This window comes from Lelliottia sp. SL45 (genome assembly GCF_026672535.1).
Taxonomy (GTDB): Bacteria; Pseudomonadota; Gammaproteobacteria; order Enterobacterales; family Enterobacteriaceae; genus Enterobacter; species Enterobacter nimipressuralis.
Window position 1 is genome coordinate 256481 of sequence record NZ_JAPPRH010000002.1, and the last position, 20327, is coordinate 276807.

17 protein-coding genes are annotated in these 20327 nt (G+C 51.9%); 4 read left to right on the top strand and 13 right to left on the bottom strand.

From position 1 onward, the window contains the following. The first annotated feature begins 16 nt into the window (after positions 1–16). A complete protein-coding gene (locus OVA10_RS05100) occupies positions 17–1297 on the top strand; it encodes an MFS transporter (RefSeq protein ID WP_100778128.1) in 1281 nt (426 codons plus the stop codon). A 26-nt stretch (positions 1298–1323) separates the two neighbouring features. After that, positions 1324–2295 (top strand): glyoxylate/hydroxypyruvate reductase GhrB, encoded by a 972-nt coding sequence (gene ghrB, locus OVA10_RS05105; protein WP_123429661.1) that lies wholly within the window; start codon positions 1324–1326, stop codon positions 2293–2295. A 71-nt stretch (positions 2296–2366) separates the two neighbouring features. Here ghrB and cspE read toward each other — a convergent pair whose 3' ends face one another. Together cspE and OVA10_RS05115 are read right to left on the bottom strand one after the other, a co-directional pair. Further along, entirely contained in the window at positions 2367–2579 is a 213-nt protein-coding gene (gene cspE, locus OVA10_RS05110) for a transcription antiterminator/RNA stability regulator CspE (RefSeq protein WP_006177792.1), read from the bottom strand. Positions 2580–2824: 245 nt separating this feature from the next. Beyond that, entirely contained in the window at positions 2825–3535 is a 711-nt protein-coding gene (locus OVA10_RS05115) for a DUF3053 domain-containing protein (protein ID WP_100778130.1), read from the bottom strand. Positions 3536–3864: 329 nt separating this feature from the next. Between OVA10_RS05115 and OVA10_RS05120 the strand changes: the two genes are divergently transcribed. Further along, complete coding sequence (locus OVA10_RS05120) at positions 3865–4146, top strand: HTH-type transcriptional regulator (RefSeq protein ID WP_123429662.1); 282 nt, start codon at positions 3865–3867, stop codon at positions 4144–4146. Between the two features lie 47 nt (positions 4147–4193). On the opposite strand, the gene OVA10_RS05125 is transcribed toward OVA10_RS05120, so the two are convergent. From OVA10_RS05125 to OVA10_RS05165, 9 genes are all read right to left on the bottom strand, one after another. Further along, the gene (locus OVA10_RS05125; protein ID WP_268195529.1) at positions 4194–5816 is read right to left on the bottom strand and encodes an ABC-F family ATP-binding cassette domain-containing protein; all 1623 of its coding nucleotides are present in this window, start codon (positions 5814–5816) and stop codon (positions 4194–4196) included. A 396-nt stretch (positions 5817–6212) separates the two neighbouring features. After that, a complete protein-coding gene (locus tag OVA10_RS05130) occupies positions 6213–10160 on the bottom strand; it encodes a S6 family peptidase (protein ID WP_268195530.1) in 3948 nt (1315 codons plus the stop codon). A 568-nt stretch (positions 10161–10728) separates the two neighbouring features. Continuing rightward, complete coding sequence (locus OVA10_RS05135; RefSeq protein WP_248859456.1) at positions 10729–11397, bottom strand: DUF2931 family protein; 669 nt, start codon at positions 11395–11397, stop codon at positions 10729–10731. Positions 11398–11435: 38 nt separating this feature from the next. Beyond that, entirely contained in the window at positions 11436–12095 is a 660-nt protein-coding gene (locus OVA10_RS05140; protein WP_268195531.1) for a DUF2931 family protein, read from the bottom strand. Beyond that, positions 12092–13933, bottom strand: a complete 1842-nt coding sequence (tssD, locus tag OVA10_RS05145; protein ID WP_268195532.1) for a type VI secretion system tube protein TssD — start codon at positions 13931–13933, stop codon at positions 12092–12094. The genes OVA10_RS05140 and tssD overlap by 4 nt, the downstream gene beginning before the upstream one ends. A gap of 12 nt (positions 13934–13945) precedes the next feature. Further along, positions 13946–14074, bottom strand: a complete 129-nt coding sequence (locus tag OVA10_RS05150) for a hypothetical protein (protein WP_268195533.1) — start codon at positions 14072–14074, stop codon at positions 13946–13948. 170 nt (positions 14075–14244) lie between these two features. Continuing rightward, positions 14245–16314 carry a glycine--tRNA ligase subunit beta gene (glyS, locus tag OVA10_RS05155; protein ID WP_268195534.1) on the bottom strand — a complete coding sequence of 690 codons (2070 nt, stop codon included), beginning with the start codon at positions 16312–16314 and terminating at the stop codon, positions 14245–14247. A 9-nt stretch (positions 16315–16323) separates the two neighbouring features. Then, complete coding sequence (gene glyQ / locus OVA10_RS05160) at positions 16324–17235, bottom strand: glycine--tRNA ligase subunit alpha (RefSeq protein ID WP_011915428.1); 912 nt, start codon at positions 17233–17235, stop codon at positions 16324–16326. Between the two features lie 115 nt (positions 17236–17350). Further along, positions 17351–17656: a YsaB family lipoprotein gene (locus tag OVA10_RS05165; protein ID WP_268195535.1), complete on the bottom strand. Its 306-nt coding sequence runs from the start codon at positions 17654–17656 to the stop codon at positions 17351–17353. A 183-nt stretch (positions 17657–17839) separates the two neighbouring features. On the opposite strand from OVA10_RS05165, the gene OVA10_RS05170 reads away from it, so the two are divergent. Then, positions 17840–18835, top strand: a complete 996-nt coding sequence (locus tag OVA10_RS05170) for an acyltransferase (protein WP_268195536.1) — start codon at positions 17840–17842, stop codon at positions 18833–18835. Here the strand turns inward: OVA10_RS05170 and OVA10_RS05175 are convergent. Both OVA10_RS05175 and OVA10_RS05180 read right to left on the bottom strand, forming a co-directional pair. Then, complete coding sequence (locus tag OVA10_RS05175) at positions 18828–19748, bottom strand: GlxA family transcriptional regulator (RefSeq protein ID WP_181827141.1); 921 nt, start codon at positions 19746–19748, stop codon at positions 18828–18830. The genes OVA10_RS05170 and OVA10_RS05175 overlap by 8 nt on opposite strands. Beyond that, positions 19748–20287 carry an isochorismatase family protein gene (locus tag OVA10_RS05180; protein ID WP_268195537.1) on the bottom strand — a complete coding sequence of 180 codons (540 nt, stop codon included), beginning with the start codon at positions 20285–20287 and terminating at the stop codon, positions 19748–19750. The genes OVA10_RS05175 and OVA10_RS05180 overlap by 1 nt, the downstream gene beginning before the upstream one ends. Positions 20288–20327 lie beyond the last annotated feature (40 nt).

Sequence of the window (20327 nt, forward strand, 5' to 3'; positions counted from 1 at the left end):
CAACAGAGGCAAGCCCATGAACACATCGACCAATGCAGTTAAACGCTGGTGGTACATCATGCCTATCGTGTTTATCACGTACAGCCTGGCGTACCTTGATCGCGCGAACTTCAGTTTCGCGTCTGCCGCAGGGATCACCGAAGATTTGGGGATCACCAAAGGCGTCTCGTCCCTGTTAGGCGCCCTGTTCTTCCTTGGCTATTTCTTCTTCCAGATCCCTGGAGCGATTTACGCCGAGCGCCGCAGCGTGCGCAAACTGATCTTTGTCTGCCTGATTTTGTGGGGCGCCTGCGCATCCCTCACCGGGATGGTCAATAATATCCCCGCACTGGCCGCCATTCGCTTTATTCTCGGGGTCGTTGAAGCCGCCGTGATGCCTGCGATGCTGATTTACATCAGCAACTGGTTTACCAAATCCGAACGCTCACGCGCCAATACGTTCTTGATCCTCGGTAACCCGGTGACGGTCCTGTGGATGTCCGTGGTTTCGGGTTATCTGATTCAGTCATTCGGCTGGCGTCACATGTTCATCATCGAAGGATTCCCGGCGATCATCTGGGCATTCTGCTGGTGGGTGCTGGTGAAAGATAAACCGTCGCAGGCGACCTGGCTTTCCACCAGTGAAAAAGCCGCGCTGCAGGCCGAACTGGATAAAGAACAGCAGGGGCTGAAAGCGGTGCGTAACTACGGTGAAGCTTTCCGTTCGCGCAACGTTATCCTGCTGTGTATGCAATATTTCGCGTGGAGCATCGGGGTGTACGGTTTCGTACTGTGGCTGCCGTCGATTATTCGCAGCGGCGGCGAAAACCTCGGCATGGTGGAAGTGGGCTGGCTGTCATCGGTACCGTATCTGGCGGCAACGATCGCGATGATCGTGGTGTCGTGGGCCTCGGATAAGCTGCAAAATCGTAAATTATTCGTCTGGCCGCTGTTGTTGATTGCCGCTTTCGCCTTTATCGGTTCATGGGCGGTAGGCGCAAACCACTTCTGGGTCTCTTACACGCTGCTGGTGATCGCTGGCGCGGCCATGTATGCGCCGTACGGTCCGTTCTTTGCCATCATCCCGGAAATGCTGCCGCGTAATGTCGCCGGTGGTGCGATGGCGCTGATCAACAGCATGGGAGCGTTAGGTTCGTTCTTCGGCTCGTGGTTTGTTGGCTATCTCAACGGCGCCACCGGCAGCCCGGCAGCCTCGTACATATTTATGGGGGTGGCACTTTTCGCGTCTGTGTGGCTTACTTTGATTGTTAAGCCTGCTAATAATCAACAAATTCCTGCTGGCGCACGTCACGCCTGAACCTTTTAAAATCAACGGAGATTAGCATGAAGCCGTCCGTCATTTTGTATAAAGCACTGCCCGACGATCTACACAAACGTCTTGAGGAACATTTCACCGTCACGCAGGTGAAAAACCTGAGCCAGGAGACCGTGGCGCAGCACGCGGAAGCCTTTGCCAGCGCGGAGGGGCTGCTGGGATCAAGCGAAAAAGTGGATAGCGCATTGCTGGAGAAAATGCCGAAGCTTCGTGCGACTTCGACGATCTCTGTCGGCTACGACAACTTTGACGTCGAGGCGCTTAACGCACGCAATGTTCTGCTGATGCACACGCCAACCGCACTCACCGAGACGGTTGCGGATACGCTGATGGCGCTGGTGTTGAGCACCGCTCGTCGCGTTGTGGAAGTGGCTGAGCGCGTGAAAGCAGGCGAATGGACTAAAAGCATCGGTCCCGACTGGTTTGGTGTGGACGTTCACGGCAAAACGCTGGGGATTGTCGGCATGGGCCGTATCGGGCTGGCGCTGGCTCAGCGCGCGCATTTCGGCTTTAACATGCCGATTCTCTACAATGCACGCCGTCAGCATAAAGAAGCTGAAGAGCGTTTCAATGGTCGTTACTGTGAGTTGGATACGCTGCTACAGGAAGCGGATTATGTCTGCCTGATCCTGCCACTGACGGATGAGACGCATCATCTGATCGGTAAAGCTGAGTTTGAGAAAATGAAAAAAACGGCCATTTTCATCAACGCAGGCCGTGGGCCAGTGGTGGATGAGAAGGCGTTGATTGAAGCCTTGCAACAGGGTGAGATCCACGCGGCGGGTCTGGATGTGTTCGAGCAGGAGCCGCTGCCGATCGATTCGCCGCTGCTGGCATTGCCTAACGTGGTTGCGCTGCCGCATATCGGTTCGGCCACTCATGAGACGCGATACAATATGGCGTCCACGGCGGTGGATAACCTGATTGATGCGCTGAACGGGAAAGTTGAGAAGAACTGCGTGAACCCGCAGGTAAAATAATCACAAAGCCTGAAACGAAAAAAACCCGCCAGAGGCGGGTTTTTAAATTCTTGTGCTGCTGAGTTGGAAGCTTACAGGCTTACAACGTTACCAGCTGCTGGGCCTTTAGCGCCGCTTTCGATGGTGAAGGAAACTTTCTGACCTTCGTCCAAAGATTTGTAGCCTTCGTTCTGGATAGCAGAGAAGTGTACGAATACATCTTTAGAGCCATCGTCAGGAGTGATGAAGCCGAAGCCTTTATCAGCGTTGAACCATTTTACCAGACCAGTCATTTTACCAGACATAGAAATTACCTTTTTAAAATACGTTTTGCCTTCCGGCGCGATGATGGAATGTGTTACAGATTTTTAAGCGATGAAGGAAGGGTCACTACGAAGGTATCTTTGGATAACTCATCTGGACTACTTAACTAAACTGCTTTAGGTCTGTGTAACAAACCGACAGGAATAGTTATACCGATGTGGTAGATGAATGACAAGCATTATTTTTATCAGCTTGTAAAAAACCCCGCACCAGGCGGGGTTTTCTTTTATTCCGTCGCGGTGACTGCCGCGCTCCACGCCTGGCTAAAGGCCTGGTGCTGAGAGGCAAGCGGCCCAATCAGCGTGTTGTACTGGCTGGCTTGCTGAGACGTTGGGAACTGAATGCCGTTAGAGACAAAGCTCACCTGCGTCCCCTGCTGGGAGATAAAATCACCCACCTGCACCAGCTGCTGGCTAAAGATCTGCGCGGCTGGGATCAGCGGCTGCATCGCATCTGATGGTTTGGTGACAACTTTCTCGTACACCTGATCAAACACAGGTTTCAGATCTTCACCCTGTTTCAGCGCAGAACGCGCCGCATCAGCCTGCATTTTCGCATTCTGTAGCTGCTGGCTCAGCACGCCGAGCGCACCATTAGACTGGCGCAGCGGTTCACGCTGAGTCATATAGTCCTGTGGAACGCGGATTGCGTTAACGCTGTCCACAACCGGACGCAAACCGGAATCCATCGCCTGATTCACCTGCTGTGAATAACCATAAAGGATGGCGTAATCGGAAACGAAGGGACCAAACTGTTTTTTCTGATCCGCAGTCAGCGTCGGCAGATGCTCGCCACTGCGCATCACGGTATTTTGTAGAAAATCGATAAACGCTTTACGCTGATCGCCTTCTTTATCGAAACACCCACTCAGGCTAACTACCATCAACAACGCCGCAATAGGCGCAAACCAGCGAGAGCAGGACTTTCCTGTCGCCATTTTAATACTCCTTTCACCCAAAAAACGCACACCGGCACACGCGTGCCCGACGCTGATTAGGATAGTCCAGGTCAGGCCGTCAGGATACTCTTTTCATGCAAAACGGCTATTGCCGGTTTATTTCTTACGATTTACAAAAAAATACTGCGCAAAGCCTGTTTCGATTAATCAGGCAATTAGCGTCACGCTCTCTTTTGCTGAAACGAATAAGGCAATCGTTACCGCACGATTAATCACAGACGTGACAATCTTTTGCACTCTTTTGAGGCTATCCTTAATTGGCTCTCTGATGTTCACGATCCCGCTGTGTGATTTAAGAGGAGTTCTTAATGGAATCTAAAGATCCTATGCTTGAGCTGTTAAGCAGCCTGGAACAAATTGTTTTTAAAGATTTATCGCAGACCGTTACCCCGTCCCAAAAGACGAATCCCTTTACTGAATTTGAGCGATTACGCAAAGGGACAGGGTTAAAAATTGATGATTTCGCCCGAGAGATGGGCGTCAGTGTGGCCATGGTCCATGAGTGGGAATCAAAACGTGTAAAACCCTCCATGACCGAGCTGAAACTGATGCGCATGATTCAGGTCGCTCGAACAGTCAGTACGCAGTAAGTTAATACGTTCATCTTATCGCCCCCGCAATTGCGGGGGTTTGTCTTCTAGAGCCGTTCATAACGCCATCCTTTCTCATCCCACACCATCTCATGGGTCAGCTGGAGTCCATTAAGGAAAGCCTGATCGTGGGATACCACCAGCAGCGCACCGGGAAAACCGGCCAGCGCCGCTTCAATCGCCTGTACAGAGGCCAAATCCAGATGGTTCGTCGGTTCATCCAGCAGCAGCAGTTGGGTAGCCTCTTCCCGCCACAGGACGCACGCCAACGCCGCTTTCAGACGCTCGCCGCCGCTCAGCTCCCTCAGCGGCAGGGAGACTTTATCCGCACCCAGTTGAAGCTGCGCCAGACGACTGCGCAGCACGCCCTCTTCCAGCGGCGTGTCATGCAGGTTGAGATGCGTCATGACGGACTGTGTAAGATCCAGCTGCGACAGGTGCTGATCGAGATACGCACTTTGCACCGACACGCGACAGGTTCCTGAAACAGGTTCCAGCTCACCGAGAATAATCTTCAATAATGTCGATTTCCCGCAGCCGTTTGGCCCGCGTAGCGCCACACGCATCGGCCCGTCCATGCGCCAGTTAACAGGGGTCATGTTCACGTACGGAAGAACCAGCTCCTGCAGGACGATCGCCTGTTTGCCCTCGGCAATGCGGCTGCCCGGCAGGGTAAACATCACCGGATTCTCTTCCTCCACCCGCTCACGCGCCTGTTTTACGGCAGTATTCAGGGCGTCAGTTTGTTCATGATGCTGCTTGCGCCACGTACCGGGCCGCTCTTTCGCCGCCATTTTGTATTTAATCCGTTCAAAGGAGGCGATGTTCATGGAATCGACCGTGCGCAGCGTTTGCGCCGACCGCCGCTGACTGGCGTCATGCTCTTTGTGCATACGGGCGCGGGTGCGTTTGCGCTCCGTGGCAGCATGGTCCAGCGCCGCACGCGCCGCCTGCTGTTCGGCATCACGCTGGCGTAGATAGTCGTCGTAATTGCCGCCATAAACGCGCAGCCCGGTACCGCTAAGTTCCAGTATGCGCGGCACCTGCGCCAGTAATTCGCGATCGTGAGTCGCGACCATCACGCCGCAACGACAATGCGCGAGCTGGGCGTAAAACCATTCACGCCCCTGTCTGTCGAGGTGGTTCGTCGGCTCATCAAGCAGCAGATAATCGGCATTAGCGGTAAAAGCGCCGCAAAGCAAAGCCCGCACGCGTTCGCCGCCGCTAAGGGAAGAAGCGAGGTTTTCGGGATCAAAAGGAGGAAGATTGGCCGTGAGAAACGCCACGGTTAACCGTTCAGCTAAGTCCCAGTAACCGTCGAGACGTTCCAGATCGTCTGGCTGATAGTCACCGCTGTCGATGCGTCGGCGGGCCGCGAAAATGTCGTCGTAGCCAAGCAGTTCCGCTAGGGTGGTCTGCGTAGAAATATCATGCTGCTGCGCGACGTAAACATGCGACCCGCGACGCTCGATATGACCACTCGTCGGTGAGTCCAGCCCGGCCAGCAGGCGTAACAGGCGTGTTTTGCCGCTGCCGTTACGCCCGACCAGCGCACAAAGCGACGGTTCCAGCGCTAAATTCAGCGGACCAAAAAGGGTATCGCCCGTCGCAAACTGACAGGTGACCTGATGCAAAATAAAAGAGGGAGATTGCGCACAAAAATGAGCCATAAGCACTCCTGAATGAAATCAAAACATCCCCTGCCGACGCACAAGCGTTTAGCAAGGATCGAAATTCATCAGTCGTGATTGTTCATTTTTCGTTATGTGCTCCAGAAATGACGAGGGGTTCGTCGCGACAAAGGATAGCCGCATTCGGGCCTGCAGTTCAAGGTTAAATATTAAGCAGCGCTTGATAGCAAAGTCATTTTTAAGTGTTGGGATTAATCTCTCCGATGGGGAATTAAAACATGACGTACGGGAGGCGGCCACTCTGGCGATAACTTAAAACCTCGACTGTACGCACTCCGACCCACGCCCAAAAAAACCCGCCGAAAGGCGGGTTGTGTCGATGACTCGCATCAGGCTAACCTGGCAGCGTGATGATATGGCATTAATAACATTCGATTAGAAGGTCACTCTTACGCCAACATTGCCCTGCCACGAACTGATCCCTTCATCGTTGCTGCTTAGCCTCTGCTGATACTGGAAACCCGTATTAATCGAAATGAGCGGTGTTACCTCACTGATAATGCCGACATCAATACTCGCTGAACTGCCCGGTTTTCCCATGTCAAACGTCGATGACACGGCATGATTTCTCGCGCTACCAATCCATACATCTGGTGTATTACTGAAATCTTTGGTCAGATAAGCGTTGGCATACAGCATCATGTTACCTATCGCGCTATTTCGAAGTTTGTAGCGATAACGCGCCCCCGCCTGGCCAGTCGGACGGACAATATGGCCATAGTGAACTTCATTGCCGTCGATATCGGTAAAATCATCCACCTTCAGTACCTGGACACCCGCCCCGAGCACCGGAGCGATTTCATGTTCATCCAAGGTAAACGGATAGCTGGTTTCCAGCGTGCTACTCCAGGAATAAGCATCGATATCGGCTACTTTCCCACGCGCATCAGTCGACACATCGCCATCGTATTTCGTGACGTCTGCACCAAAATCGAATGTCCAGCCACTCTGGTGACGGAAGGTAAGCAGTGATGTCAGGCCATAGGTCGTATAATTGCCTTCGCTGTTACCGTCTTTGGCATCTGGCGTCACGGTTAAATCGGCGTTAGAAATAGCCATATTCCACGTCAGATATTGCTCGTCGTTACCCAGGTGCATCACTTTTCCACCCAGCAACCAGCCTTGCTCTTTATTCGTATAATCATAACCATAGTCAGTAAATCCTAACGATGAATGGTAGCGGTCCTCACCATTGATGTACTCGATCCAGACGGGATAATGCTCGCTCTCTTTCCCTGCCAGGGTCGAGGTTTGCGCCAAATTATGGAAAGTCTGGTTTACCCGGCTGTTATAACTTAATAGCGCTGAGGGCAGCGACAAGTAGGACGGAACTTGCGGTACCACGGCCAGCCTGCCCGGTTTGACTGGGTCAACAGGGTCTGGCGTTACGTTGCCAGGCTCGTCTGGAATGGGATCCGGGATCGGGTCTGTGTCCGGAGCCGGTGTAGGGTCCGGAATCGGATCAGGGTCTGGAATCGGGTCCGTGTCAGGAGCCGGTGTAGGGTCCGGAATCGGATCAGGGTCTGGAATCGGGTCCGTGTCAGGAGCCGGTGTAGGGTCCGGAATCGGATCAGGGTCTGGAATCGGGTCCGTGTCAGGAGCCGGGTCAGGATCTGGAATCGGATCTGTGTCCGGAACCGGGTCAGGGTCCGGAATCGGGTCGGGGTCCGGATCGGGAGTAACGGGCTCATCACCCTCAGTCAAATAGCGACTTTCCAGACGATAATCCCAGTACTGATTACCCGTACCACTCACCAGCCGCCCCTCTTCATCACTTTTTCCTGGTGCAAATGCATAGAGAGAATACTGCCAGGGACCATTTGCAACGTAACCGTGTTCCAGCTCAAAACTACCTTTAGTCGATGTCCCCCCAACCTGCACAAGGGAAATACCTTCGATCGAGCCTGCGATTCCGCTGCCATTAACGTCCGTCATGTAACCATCACCGGACAAATCAACATGTATCGTAACGGCATTCGCCGTATCAACATTTCCTGAAATCAATAAGGTGTCGCTGACTTGTTGCTGCTCATCCATATGGCTACGCAAATACAGGTGGGTATCATTCCCGGCCACAAAATCACCTTTAATGGTTTGAGATGCAGCCGTAAAATTCGTGGCCATTAACACGCCTGAATTTGACTCATTAAAGGGACGTAGAGTGACGAAATCCCCCAGCGTAAGATTATTAACGGCGGCATTTCCCGTCAGCGTAGTACCATCAAACAGCTTCATATCAGAATCGACGCTACCCGCAAAATTCAGCGTCCCTTCATATACACTCACCCCTCCAGTCAGGCTATTTTCACCCGTCCAGAACAAGGTATCGCTGCCGTATTTTTCTAACGAACCGTCCCCTGTAATGCTGCCATTAAGCCAGCTATCCGCTGAACCATCGGTGCTCGACAGTGCTGATGGATCATTGTCGACAACCAGTTTCGCCGACTTAGCAATTTCAATATCACCGACGAAATGTGTTTTGCCGGTCATTAACATATCGGCGCGTTCAGCAAGTGCCACCCGACCATTTAGCGAAGCATGTTCATTGAGAATGAAATGCGCATCGCTTTCCACCTGGAGATGATTGACGAAGTAACTTTCGCTGATCCAATCATCGCTGAACACAGTACCAGCGGCATGGGGCGTTGGGCGTCCACTGAAGATTGCGGTTCCACCCTGCAACGTCATATCGTTAATTTCAGCTCCACCGGCAAAGTTCCAGCTGTTCGCTCCCACCGGAGCAAAGTTAACGTTGAGTGCATCCGGGTGTTCCGCTGAGCCTAAGTGACCAACAAAAGCCTGCGTACTGGTATTGTTCAACGTGAGTGTCGAGGGGTTGGCATCATTAGTGTTAGCGATAATGGCCCCCGAGTCGTTATGATTGATCTCCGCGAAGGACATATCGTAGCCATTGAGATCAAGCATCCCGCCGCGCGTACCAAAAAAGATCTTATCCCCTGTAATTTGGTCCTCATCACCAAGCTGTACAACAGGGCGGCCACTCACTAACGTGATCGAGGAAAACGCCTGACGCTGATTATTCTGATCAGCCTGTTGCGCCAGTACCACGGTGCCGTCACCCACTCTCAATCCACCGCCGTTAACGCCTGTGGCATTAACATACAGCGTACCTTCGCCAATTTTGTGGAGGTTATCGCCCTCAAGTCCATTCACTTCCCAGTCAACGGTTTTCCCGGCGTCCACTTCAATACCACCGCCAACCCAGGTTGCGTTTTTATCTGCCGCTGATATGACACGATAATCATTGGAAAACTGAAGTTTCCCGGCGCCAAGATTCACCGACGAATCCAGCACAATAAGCCCACCTTCTCCATTGAAACGTAGGTCATGTGTCGTGTTCAATTCATCATTGGTCGCCTGGGTAGGCAACGCATACTCCAGACCGTGCCATTGCCATTGCGAATTTCCCTGGGTTAATCCTGTAGCACCCCAATGGATATCGCCATCAGCAGAAATATCAGTGACATCAGGATCCGTGGTTGCAGCTATTACGGATTGCAGAAATGCGGTCTGTAGATCAAGTGCATAGCTGACAAACTGATAGGGTACCGAGCCAGATAAAGAAGTAGCAACACCATATAATTTCCACTGTTTCTCGAGACTGTCATAAACAAACAGTGGGCTTCCGCTGTCACCTGCTTTTACCGCACTACTAAACGGCTGAACGCGTGAATCCGTTGGGCCATAATCGGTCCATCTTAGCCTCCAGTTTTCAAAAACAGGGTCAACGATAGTCCCGACGCTTTTCCATTTATAAGCCGAGGCATATTGATGCTCCTTTTGCGTTGAGGCATCCACCTGGCTTTGAGTCCCTGAACCCACACGGGCAAAATATTTATATCTCTCATGGTCTTTACGCGCATCATTGGGTACGACCATAGGCGCAGGTGCTGCATCAGTAACAACTTTATTTAAGCGCGGAGCATGAAAGTCCTTTCCTGAAGGGTCCTCATTTCTGCTGATAATTTTATAGCTATAAGAGTATTTCGCAGCATTTCCATATTTGACTGACTTATAGCCGCCATTGTGGGCAACACTGACAATATGAGAAGGCGAGACCAGCGTCGCAACAGCCGTGTCATCCGTCGAACTAAAATCGGGTATGGGAAAATTTAGTAATCCAGCAGAGGTTCCATCCGTTTTAAAAACTTCGATGTTTTCAGCTCCCGGGGTATATTCCCCCAAGTTTTCAGCGAAGTCCCGATAGTCCTGTACTGATACATCTTCTCGCATCAAACCTGCATGTGTATTAAAAATTGAGCACGAGATAAGGGTGGTGAGCAAACTTGGTTTCCATGCCATTTTAAATCCTTGACTATCATTCAAAAACCGAAAATTATCATTACAAGGATTAAAACGTACAAATAGCCAGAAGTATATATATCCAATTACAGGATGTAATATTCAGACAATAATAAAAATGGTTCAACCATTTGATATTAAGGTAAAAAAGTAATTGCTTATATTTTCTTAAAGACTCTTTTTTAAAATATAAGCTATTAGAACTATGATATCGCAGATATATATGCATCATCGTATTAAGAGATGACTTATTGACGGCTATTATGTAGTGACTTCCGCGTTCGACTGCATGAATGTTTATTCGCCATAAAAAACGATTAATTGAGCAGCGAAATATCCGCCACGCGCAATAACACAGAGGCCATTGTCAGTGCGATCTCTTCTGGCTCTCTCATGGGAGTGTCGTTGACACGTCCGGTGAGCTGTTCATCGGAGTTCGCCAGAATGCTGGAAACACAGTTGTTGAAGCAACCAACGCAGACATGGCTTCCAGTGTATGGAATGTGAAACCGCTGTCATCCGCATATCTTAATCTACCATCCATGGTGTTAAACATGAGTTTCCAGCCTCACCAGTTACCGTAAGGGTAGGTTTTGCCTTTGATGAAGTCTTTAGTTTCTACAGGATATCCATCAGGGATTTCGTAGTCGAAATTCGCCAGAGTGCTCCCCTTGCATCCATCCAGCTTATCCCCAGAGAGGGTCGTGATTTTTTTTGGTTCGACCGGCAGGTTGTCGCCCCCTCCGCTATTTTGCAACCAGACTTTGACCTTCCCCTCGCGAGCCAGACCAAACAGGATGGTGCTGTACCAGGCCTCTTTACCAAGCCAGTCCAAGCCCGTTGAGGTGTTCATTTGTTCCCTCATAGACGCCGGGAAAATAATATGCGTCTCGTAGGTTTTTTTATCGATAATAGAATCCCAGCAAAAAAGCATGGCCACCGGTGGATGGCGAGCTTTGTTAAATTGCGCGAAACGCATATAGCGATTATCCCAATGGCCTATGCTCGAAAGGTCTTCTTGAACCCAATCAAGCGTTCTGAAAGAGTAGAGAATATTTTTATCATCAATGATGCCAACATAAGTTACGAGGGCCGGGAGCGCTTTCGGCGTAAAAAATGCAAAGCCCCATAGGCCATAAGGCATCTCACCGGTTTCTTCTGGGGTTATAGATCCAGCCGAGTGGCAGCCTGCAACTGCAAGTAAGAGTAAAAGAAAAATTCGTTTGCCAGATTTCATTTATTGCCATCCATGGTGTTAAACGTGAGTTTCCAGCCTCACCAGTTGCCATAAGGGTAGGTTTTGCCTTTGATAAATTCGGGTGTTTCACCAAAATACACATAACCATTTGGATGTTGGGTTATCCCCTTACAACCATCCAACTTATCGTCTGATAATGTGGTGATTTTTTTTGGCTCCACTTCGATGCTTCCATTACCCCCAACGGTGTTTTGCAACCAGACCTTTACCTTTCCCCCGGGCGCAAGCCCAAACAACAGAGTGTCATACCAGGCTTTTTCGCCATAGCGATCAACTCCTGTCGAAACACTCATTCTGCTCCTAAGTGATTCAGGAAATATAATGCGCGTTTCATACGTCTTTTTATCGATTGTTGAGTCCCAGCAAAACAGCATAGCGACAGGTGGATGGCGGGCCTTGTTGAATTGTGCATGCCGTCTTACCCTATTACTCCATGTGCCAACTGTTACCCAGCTATCCTGAGTAATGTCCAGCGTTCTGAATGAGTAGAGAATATTTTTATCATCGATAATGCCGACATATGTCACGAGGGCCGGAAGTGCTTTCGGCGTAAAAAATGCAAACTCCCACAGCCCATAAGGCATCTCACCGGTTTCTTCCGGGGTGATAGATCCGGCTGAGTGGCAGCCTGCAACTACAAGCAAGAGTGAAAGAAAGAACCGTTTGCCCAGTTTCATTTTTTATTGCCATCCATGTCATAGGTTGTCCGTTTCCATCCCTCATCAGGACGATTTACAAAACCAATTATCTGCGAGGGTGACATACCACCATAAATCTTCCTGTGAGAGTCGAGTATTATGCTGTTCCAGTTTGCCGAGCAGTGGACAAACTCTTTTGCCAGAAGATCTATTTCCGATGAGGAGAAAAGTATTCCCTTACCTCCTTTACGAATGGCCTTTCCTGATTCAATCGCTTTTGAAAAAAGCGGGATAAGGGCAGTAGCAATACTCAAATCCTTATCTGATGTTTTAATTGGATTAAACACGACTCCCGCCTCCTGCGCCGCATCGAGCATGACCCTTAGTACCACTTTGGACCAGTCGTTCTTCACCAGTCTTTGCTTCATGGTCAGCGCCGCAAATGCCCGTTTTTGCATCCCCTCGATGTGATGGGCTGGCATTCGCTCGTCTTCCCACACATCCGCGCTAATGTCGTTGGTGCGGATAAGCGGGGCCACCACTGCGGAAGCCTCAAGTACAGACAATTGTGCTACGGCATGACGGTACGCCCGCGACTTTTGAGGAGGTGTGTTGAGCGGCACCGTTTCCCCCTCGGGGCGTGTAAGGAAGATATTTTCGCGCACCACTGGCAAATAACCTCCGCCGATATCGGAGTGAGCGCCGGGCAGCGCCAGTTCAGGCCAGGCGGGCTGGACACTGTTCAGCGCAAAGTTAAAGCGGCATTCGTTCTGTGCCGTGATATGAAACACTTTCTCCGCCACGCCAGGACGCAGCATGATATTGACCTCGCCGGTGTTGGCCGTGTGCGGGTTCAGGCCGTTCTGTGGCGTGCCGATGGCGGCGACAGTATCGAAAATGCCGATGAAACGCGTTTTCCCGGCTGGCGCACCGACATAATTGACCTCCCCCATCCCGTAGCGAATGGCATTGGCGATCACTCTGTCTTTATCCTGAATACGGTTGGCAAAATGGCGTGCGGCGGCGGCTCCACGGCTAAAACCAAAGATATCAAACCTCAGCTCTGTGACCTTAAGTGAAGGAACCGAAATAAATTCGCTCAAATCATTGAAGAATTTTCTTAAGCCCACCGCAATCTGCTTCACCGCAAGGTCCGTCTTCGCAATTACCCCGGTATCCGCCACGCCTAAGGTCAGGCCAAGCATACTGTCCGGTTTGCCCGCTTCGGTACCAATCCCTTCCACATAAATTGCTGCCTGCACTTGCCCTGTATCAATGGGGATATCCGTTTTGTACAACGTATTTAACCAGTGAATATTTGTATAGCCCCCGATATAGCTGGTACCTGAAATGCCCATCTTTTCCTCGGCAGTACGGGCCAGAATAATTTCAGCATCCGGATCGGAGAGTTCGAAATGGGCAGCGGTACAGGCAGCTAACATATTCTGCGTGTTCACGGCGTTATTACCGGTTCCATCAAAAAAGACGCCCAGTGTCAAAATAATATGACGTATTTCTGGCTGCGGCTTTTCATTCGGCGGAAACAGCTGTTTATAGTTTTCCGGTAGGATCAGATCACTGTATTCCGTGTTAGCGCCAAGATGTTTACTGCGAATATATTCATAACTCACAGTGATATTTTCGCTATCGAGAACATCCGGATTTATAGAATGCATAATCCCCTGAACAGATGCCCCACGGAGTTCTATCTGATAGTATTTCTCCTGTCGCCCGTAGCGATTGATGCGATAAAAATCGAAGATCAGCTGCAGCTTTTCATTCTCATTAATCGCTGTCGTCAGTAATGGCGTACTTTTATCTATCGGTTTAGTAAAGCGCAGGCCCGGGTGGTTCATGCCATATGCGGTGCTCGTCATACTGGAAGCAAGCTAGTAAACAAGAATTTCATCCCGATGCTGATACTGGTAGCGATTACCAATGGATTTTTCTGTTCCGCAGCCTGAAGATATTTCACCCTGACGTTCGCCTTTCATCCTTAAATAAACGGTATTACTCATATGTTGATGTCCTTATCTGGCAACATTCCCTGAGCCAATTAAATGAGCATCATTATATTACTCTTTCTCACACTGAATAGTGTCTGACAGATCATATATTCTTTAAAAAAGAACACGTTCAGAAAATAAAAAACCCGCCTTTCAGCGGGTTTTTTTATATCGATAACCGATTACTGCAGCAGCGAAATATCCGCCACGCGCAGGAACAGTTCACGCAGTTTTTCGAGCATCGAGAGGCGGTTAATACGCAGCTCTTTATCCTCTACGTTTACCATCACTTTTTCGAAGAAGGCATCGATCACGTCACGCAGTTCTGCCAGTTCCACCAGCGCTTCCTGGTAGCGGCCTTCCGCGAAGAACGGCTCCAGCTTGTCGCGCAATACCACAACCTGCATCGCCAGTGCGATCTCTTCTGGTTCTTTCAAGGTCGCAGCGTTGACACGTTCGGTGAGCTGTTCATCGGACTTCGCCAGAATATTGGAAACACGCTTGTTAGCCGCAGCCAGCGCAGACGCGGCTTCCAGCGTACGGAAGTGCGAAACCGCCTTCATGCGTGCATCAAAATCTGCCGGACGCGTTGGACGGCGTGCCAGAACGGCCTGAATGGTATCGACGGTGTAGCCTTCGTCCTGATACCAGGCGCGGAAACGGCCCAGCATAAAGTCGATAACGTCATCCACAACTTTGGCGTTGGTCAGCTTGTCGCCATACAGACGTACCGCTTCTTCAGTCAGCGTCTGCAGATCCAGATTCAGGTTCTTCTCAACGATGATACGCAGCACGCCGAGCGCCGCACGACGCAGTGCAAACGGGTCTTTGTCGCCTTTTGGATGCTGACCGATACCAAAGATCCCCGCAAGGGTATCCATTTTATCGGCAATCGCGACGGCACAGGCCACCGGATTAGACGGCAGTTCATCGCCCGCAAAGCGTGGCTGATACTGCTCATTCAGCGCAACCGCGACATCTTCCGCTTCGCCGTCATGACGTGCGTAGTGCATGCCCATAACGCCCTGGGTGTCGGTAAATTCGAACACCATGTTGGTCATCAGGTCGCACTTGGAGAGCAGACCCGCGCGAGTCGCGTGGTTAACATCAGCACCGATTTCACGGGCGATCCAGCCAGACAGCTCCGCGATACGATCGGTTTTGTCGCGCAGCGTGCCGAGCTGTTGCTGGAACAGAACGGTTTGCAGACGCGGCAGGTGATCTTCCAGACGTTTTTTACGGTCGCTATTGAAGAAGAACTCAGCATCCGCAAGACGTGGACGAACCACTTTCTCGTTACCGGAGATAATCTGGCTCGGATCTTTCGACTCAATATTCGCCACAAAGATAAAGTTTGGCAGCAGTTTGCCGTCCGCCGCGTAAACCGGGAAGTACTTCTGGTCACCCTTCATGGTGTAAACCAGCGCTTCAGCCGGAACGGCGAGGAATTTCTCTTCGAACTTCGCCGTCAGGACCACTGGCCATTCCACCAGCGAGGTCACTTCTTCCAGCAGGCTTTCGCTCAGATCGGCATTGCCACCGATTTTGCGTGCCGCTTCTTCCGCGTCTGCTTTGATTTTGGCTTTACGCTGCTCGTAATCGGCAATGACTTTGCCGCGTTCCAGCAGGATCTGCGGATACTGATCGGCGTGCTCGATGGTGAACTCAGGCTCGCCCATAAAGCGATGGCCACGGATCACGCGATCGGACTGAATACCCAGGATTGTCGCAGGGATCAGCTTGTCGCCCAGCAGCAGGGTCACGGTGTGAACCGGACGCACAAAGTGCACGTCGCTCGCGCCCCAGCGCATCAGTTTCGGGATTGGCAGTTTAGCCAGTGATGTAGCAATCATGTTTGGCAGCAGCGCTTCTGCGCTTTCGCCTTTCACATGGGCGCGATACAGCAGCCATTCACCCTTGTCGGTCGCCAGACGCTCAGCCTGGTCAACGGTGATACCGCAACCACGTGCCCAGCCTTCGGCGGCTTTGCTCGGTTTGCCTTCCGCGTCAAACGCCTGGGAAATGGCCGGCCCGCGTTTTTCGACTTCGCGGTCTGGCTGGGAGGCTGCGAGATTTGCAACTTTCAGCGCCAGACGGCGTGGAGCCGCAAACCATTCGATTTTACCGTGCGCCAGGCCAGCGTTATCCAGCTCAGCCGTGACATTGGCAGCGAAGGATTCCGCCAGACTGCGCAGGGCTTTTGGTGGCAGCTCTTCAGTGCCGATTTCCACCAGGAAAGTATTCTCAGACATGGCCGCCTCTTATTTATTTCGATTGCACATCGGGAAGCCAAGGGCTTCACGGGACGCGTAGTAAGCTTCTGCAACGGCTTTGGTCAGCGTGCGAATGCGCAAAATATAGCGCTGACGTTCAGTCACGGAGATGGCTTTACGGGCGTCGAGCAGGTTAAAGCTATGGGCGGCCTTCAGAATACGCTCGTAGGCTGGCAGCGGCAGCGGAGTTTCCAGCGCCAGCAGCTGCTGCGCTTCTTTCTCGTACTGCTCGAAGCAGGTGAACAGGAAGTCCACATCCGCGTATTCGAAGTTATAGGTGGATTGCTCCACTTCGTTCTGATGGAACACGTCGCCGTAGGTGGTTTTACCCAGCGGGCCGTCGCTCCAGACCAGGTCGTAAACGCTGTCTACGCCCTGAATGTACATGGCCAGACGTTCCAGACCGTAGGTGATCTCACCGGTGATTGGCTTACACTCAAGACCGCCAACCTGCTGGAAGTAAGTGAACTGCGTCACTTCCATGCCGTTCAGCCACACTTCCCAGCCCAGACCCCAGGCACCCAGCGTTGGGTTTTCCCAGTTATCTTCCACGAAGCGAATGTCATGAATGGTTGGATCCACGCCCAGCTCTTTCAGGGAACCGAGGTACAGCTCCTGGATATTATCCGGAGAAGGCTTAATCACCACCTGGAACTGGTAATAGTGCTGTAAGCGGTTCGGGTTTTCGCCATAGCGGCCATCGGTCGGACGACGGGATGGTTGCACATACGCGGTTGCCATAGGTTCAGGCCCCAGCGCACGCAGGCTAGTCATCGGGTGTGAAGTGCCGGCGCCAACTTCCATGTCCAAAGGTTGAACAATGGTGCAGCCCTGACGAGCCCAGTAATCCTGTAACGTCAGGATCAGGCCCTGGAAGGTCTTGGTATCAAACTTTTGCATAGTATTTCGTGCTGGATACGTGTGGTTTTAAATGGAAGGGATCAGTATACCCGCTGACTGCAAGATATACAGTACGAAACGGGTTTGTTTAGGGAAAATTGGGGAAATAAGGCGCTTAGCGCATTGAGAGATGCAAAAACTGCCCGTCTGCGTCAAAAGAGCAGACAAAGCCCTCTTTACGTGCCGTAGACCCGCGCATCTCATAGCTGCCCTGAAATTGCTCAAAGCCTGTCACATCAATTTTCTGTGTGCCGGTATTATAGCGATGGGCGGCCTGATCCTTACACAGCTGCTCCATATTTAACGAACGTTCCGGGCTGACTTTGCTTTTCTGCGCCCGCTGTACCGGAGCGTCTTCCTGTAAGCTGCACCCTGCAAGTAAAACCAGCAGAATCAGTGACGCAGCGCGCGTGATCATCATTTTTATTACCGCCCTATTTTCTGGCTGTTATTTTTAGTATTAAAACCTTATAGATTATGGCCCCGCATTCTGCGAATCTCGCGACTTTCGTTCAAGCGCGCCCAGGCAAACTCAGAATTATCCAATGAGAGGCTAGCACACAATGACAGTCAGACCGTATTTACCACCAAAACAGAGGAACTGATGCAGTCAAAAATTAGCTGGATTGATAATTTGAGAGGGATAGCCTGTTTGATGGTCGTGATGATTCATACCACGACCTGGTACATCACCAATGCCCACAGCATCAGCCCAATGAACTGGGATATCGCCAATATCCTAAACTCGGCATCGCGCGTCAGCGTCCCGCTGTTTTTCATGATTTCCGGTTATCTGTTTTTCGGTGAGCGCAGCGCACAACCGCGCCATTTCCTGCGCATTGGCCTGTGCCTGCTGTTTTACAGCGCCGTGGCGTTGCTTTATATCAGCCTGTTTACGTCGATAAACGCCGAACTGTCGCTGAAGAATGTGCTGCAAAAACCCGTTTTCTACCATCTGTGGTTTTTCTTCGCCATCATCATAATTTATCTGGTCTCCCCGCTGATTCAGGTCAAAAACGTCGGTGGGAAGATGTTGCTGGCGTTGATGGTGGTGATTGGCCTGCTCGCCAATCCTAATACCGTCTCGCAGAAAATAGGCGGCTTCGAATGGCTGCCGATCAATCTCTATATTAACGGCGACACGTTTTACTACGTGATTTATGGAATGCTCGGGCGGGCAATCGGTATGCTGGATACGCGCAAGCCCTGGCTGACGTGGCTCTGCGCCGCGCTGTTCATCGGGGCGGTGTTTGTGATCTCACGCGGAACCCTCTATGAGCTGCGCTGGCGCGGGAATTTTGCCGATACCTGGTATGTATATTGCGGCCCGATGGTCTTTATCTGCGCCGTTTCGCTGTTGACGCTGGTCAAAAACACTCTAAACACGCGCCCACTTCCGGTACTGGGGCTGATTTCACGCCACTCCCTCGGGATTTATGGCTTTCACGCACTGGTGATCCACGCCCTGCGCACGCGGGGACTTGAGCTGAAAAGCTGGCCGTTGCTGGATATCGTCTGGATTTTCACCGCGACGTTGCTCATCAGCCTGCTGCTGTCGATGCTACTGCAGCGCGTGGACACGCGCCGGTTTGTCAGCTGATTGCGCGCTGCTTTGCCCGGTGAAACTGGCGTGGAGACGAAAACCCTGCGGCGATGGACGCCTGCTCCACGCCGCGCCCCTGCAATAGCCACTGCTGTGCAATCGCCAGCCGCAGCTGCTCCAGATAATCGCGCACGCTGATCCCCAGATGTTCCTGAAAAAGACGTGTCAAATGCCGGGGGCTGACATGCGCCAGAGCCGCAATATCGGCCAGTTGCCAGCCTTTTTGCGGTTCGGCGGTCAGCGCATCCTGCGCGCGGTGGATGGCCGGGTGCAGATGATTACGATAACGCAGCCACGGCGAGAGCTGCGGATCGTCGCCCGAACGTCGGAACCACACCACCATTTCACGGGCGACGGCCAGCGCCTTTTCCGGCCCACACAGGCGGCTCATCAGGTGCAGAGCGAGATCAATTCCTGAGGTGATCCCGGCACTGGTCCAGATGTTACCGTCCTGCACAAAAATACGATTCTCTTTGATTAGCGCACCCGGTGCCGCGTCGCGAAGACGCCCGATAACATCGTGATGCGTTGTGCACTGCTTGCCATTGAGTAAACCCGACGTCGCCGCCAGCAGTGCTCCGGAGCAAACGCACATAACGGTGATGGCCTGACGGTGAATCTCGGGTTGCAGGCGCATCAGCCAGTGCTGAACGCTCTGTGCCTGAGGCGTCGAAAACTGATGGCGCGAATCGCTCACGCCCGGTAAAACCAGCAAACTGCCTTCGGGCAGCGTCTCGGGAAGAGGCGCAATTCCGCCCATCGTCAGGCCAATCGAGGTGGGGACCTCCGGCTGCGGGCCGATGTAGTGCAGGCGAAACGCATCGCCTGCCAGCACAAAGGTTTCTGCCGGGCCGGACATATCCAGCGCCAGCACTCCCGGCAACATCACAAACCAGACGTCGATACTCATCAGAGCGACTCCAGCGTCTCCGCCACAGTTTTAATTTCTGCAAAACGCCCGGCCAGTACCGTTTCGGTACGATGGCGCAGCTCGTGGGTATCGAGCGTGATGCCCTTCCAGGTCATCGGGAAGGTCAGCGTCGCTTCACTGACGAAGGTCACCGCATAGCCCAAATCCGAGGCCACTCGCGCGGTGGTTTCGCAGCACTGTTCCGTACGCAGACCACAGATGATCAGACGATTAATATCCCGTTCGCGCAACCAGTGGTCAAGGCCCGTATCGGTAAAGGCGTTATGCACATGCTTCTGGAAAACGACCGCAGGCTGATGACGTAAAAAGGACATCGGGGTGACATAGCCGCTTTGCAGTGAGAACGGCCCGGTATCGTCGACATGGAAGATATCCACAACGGAGATACCGCGCGATTCACAGCCTTCAATCAGCCCCAGCATGGCCTGTTGAAATGCCTCAAAACCCTCTTCCTGCCAGTATTCACGATGATGGAACGACTGCTGAGTATCGATATTGATTAATGCGGTGCGCGACATGGTGATTTTCCTCGCCAGTGGGTATAACCCTATACTGACG

Coding starts and splice junctions, on each gene's coding strand:
- OVA10_RS05140 (WP_268195531.1), bottom strand. CDS start 12,095: ATGAAACTGGGCAAACGGTTCTTTCTTTCACTCTTGCTTGTAGTTGCA.
- OVA10_RS05150 (WP_268195533.1), bottom strand. CDS start 14,074: ATGAGTAATACCGTTTATTTAAGGATGAAAGGCGAACGTCAGGGTGAA.
- OVA10_RS05135 (WP_248859456.1), bottom strand. CDS start 11,397: ATGAAATCTGGCAAACGAATTTTTCTTTTACTCTTACTTGCAGTTGCA.
- OVA10_RS05125 (WP_268195529.1), bottom strand. CDS start 5,816: ATGGCTCATTTTTGTGCGCAATCTCCCTCTTTTATTTTGCATCAGGTC.
- OVA10_RS05100 (WP_100778128.1), top strand. CDS start 17: ATGAACACATCGACCAATGCAGTTAAACGCTGGTGGTACATCATGCCT.
- OVA10_RS05165 (WP_268195535.1), bottom strand. CDS start 17,656: ATGATGATCACGCGCGCTGCGTCACTGATTCTGCTGGTTTTACTTGCA.
- cspE (WP_006177792.1), bottom strand. CDS start 2,579: ATGTCTGGTAAAATGACTGGTCTGGTAAAATGGTTCAACGCTGATAAA.
- OVA10_RS05180 (WP_268195537.1), bottom strand. CDS start 20,287: ATGTCGCGCACCGCATTAATCAATATCGATACTCAGCAGTCGTTCCAT.
- OVA10_RS05115 (WP_100778130.1), bottom strand. CDS start 3,535: ATGGCGACAGGAAAGTCCTGCTCTCGCTGGTTTGCGCCTATTGCGGCG.
- OVA10_RS05170 (WP_268195536.1), top strand. CDS start 17,840: ATGCAGTCAAAAATTAGCTGGATTGATAATTTGAGAGGGATAGCCTGT.
- glyS (WP_268195534.1), bottom strand. CDS start 16,314: ATGTCTGAGAATACTTTCCTGGTGGAAATCGGCACTGAAGAGCTGCCA.
- glyQ (WP_011915428.1), bottom strand. CDS start 17,235: ATGCAAAAGTTTGATACCAAGACCTTCCAGGGCCTGATCCTGACGTTA.
- OVA10_RS05175 (WP_181827141.1), bottom strand. CDS start 19,748: ATGAGTATCGACGTCTGGTTTGTGATGTTGCCGGGAGTGCTGGCGCTG.
- OVA10_RS05130 (WP_268195530.1), bottom strand. CDS start 10,160: ATGGCATGGAAACCAAGTTTGCTCACCACCCTTATCTCGTGCTCAATT.
- ghrB (WP_123429661.1), top strand. CDS start 1,324: ATGAAGCCGTCCGTCATTTTGTATAAAGCACTGCCCGACGATCTACAC.
- tssD (WP_268195532.1), bottom strand. CDS start 13,933: ATGACGAGCACCGCATATGGCATGAACCACCCGGGCCTGCGCTTTACT.
- OVA10_RS05120 (WP_123429662.1), top strand. CDS start 3,865: ATGGAATCTAAAGATCCTATGCTTGAGCTGTTAAGCAGCCTGGAACAA.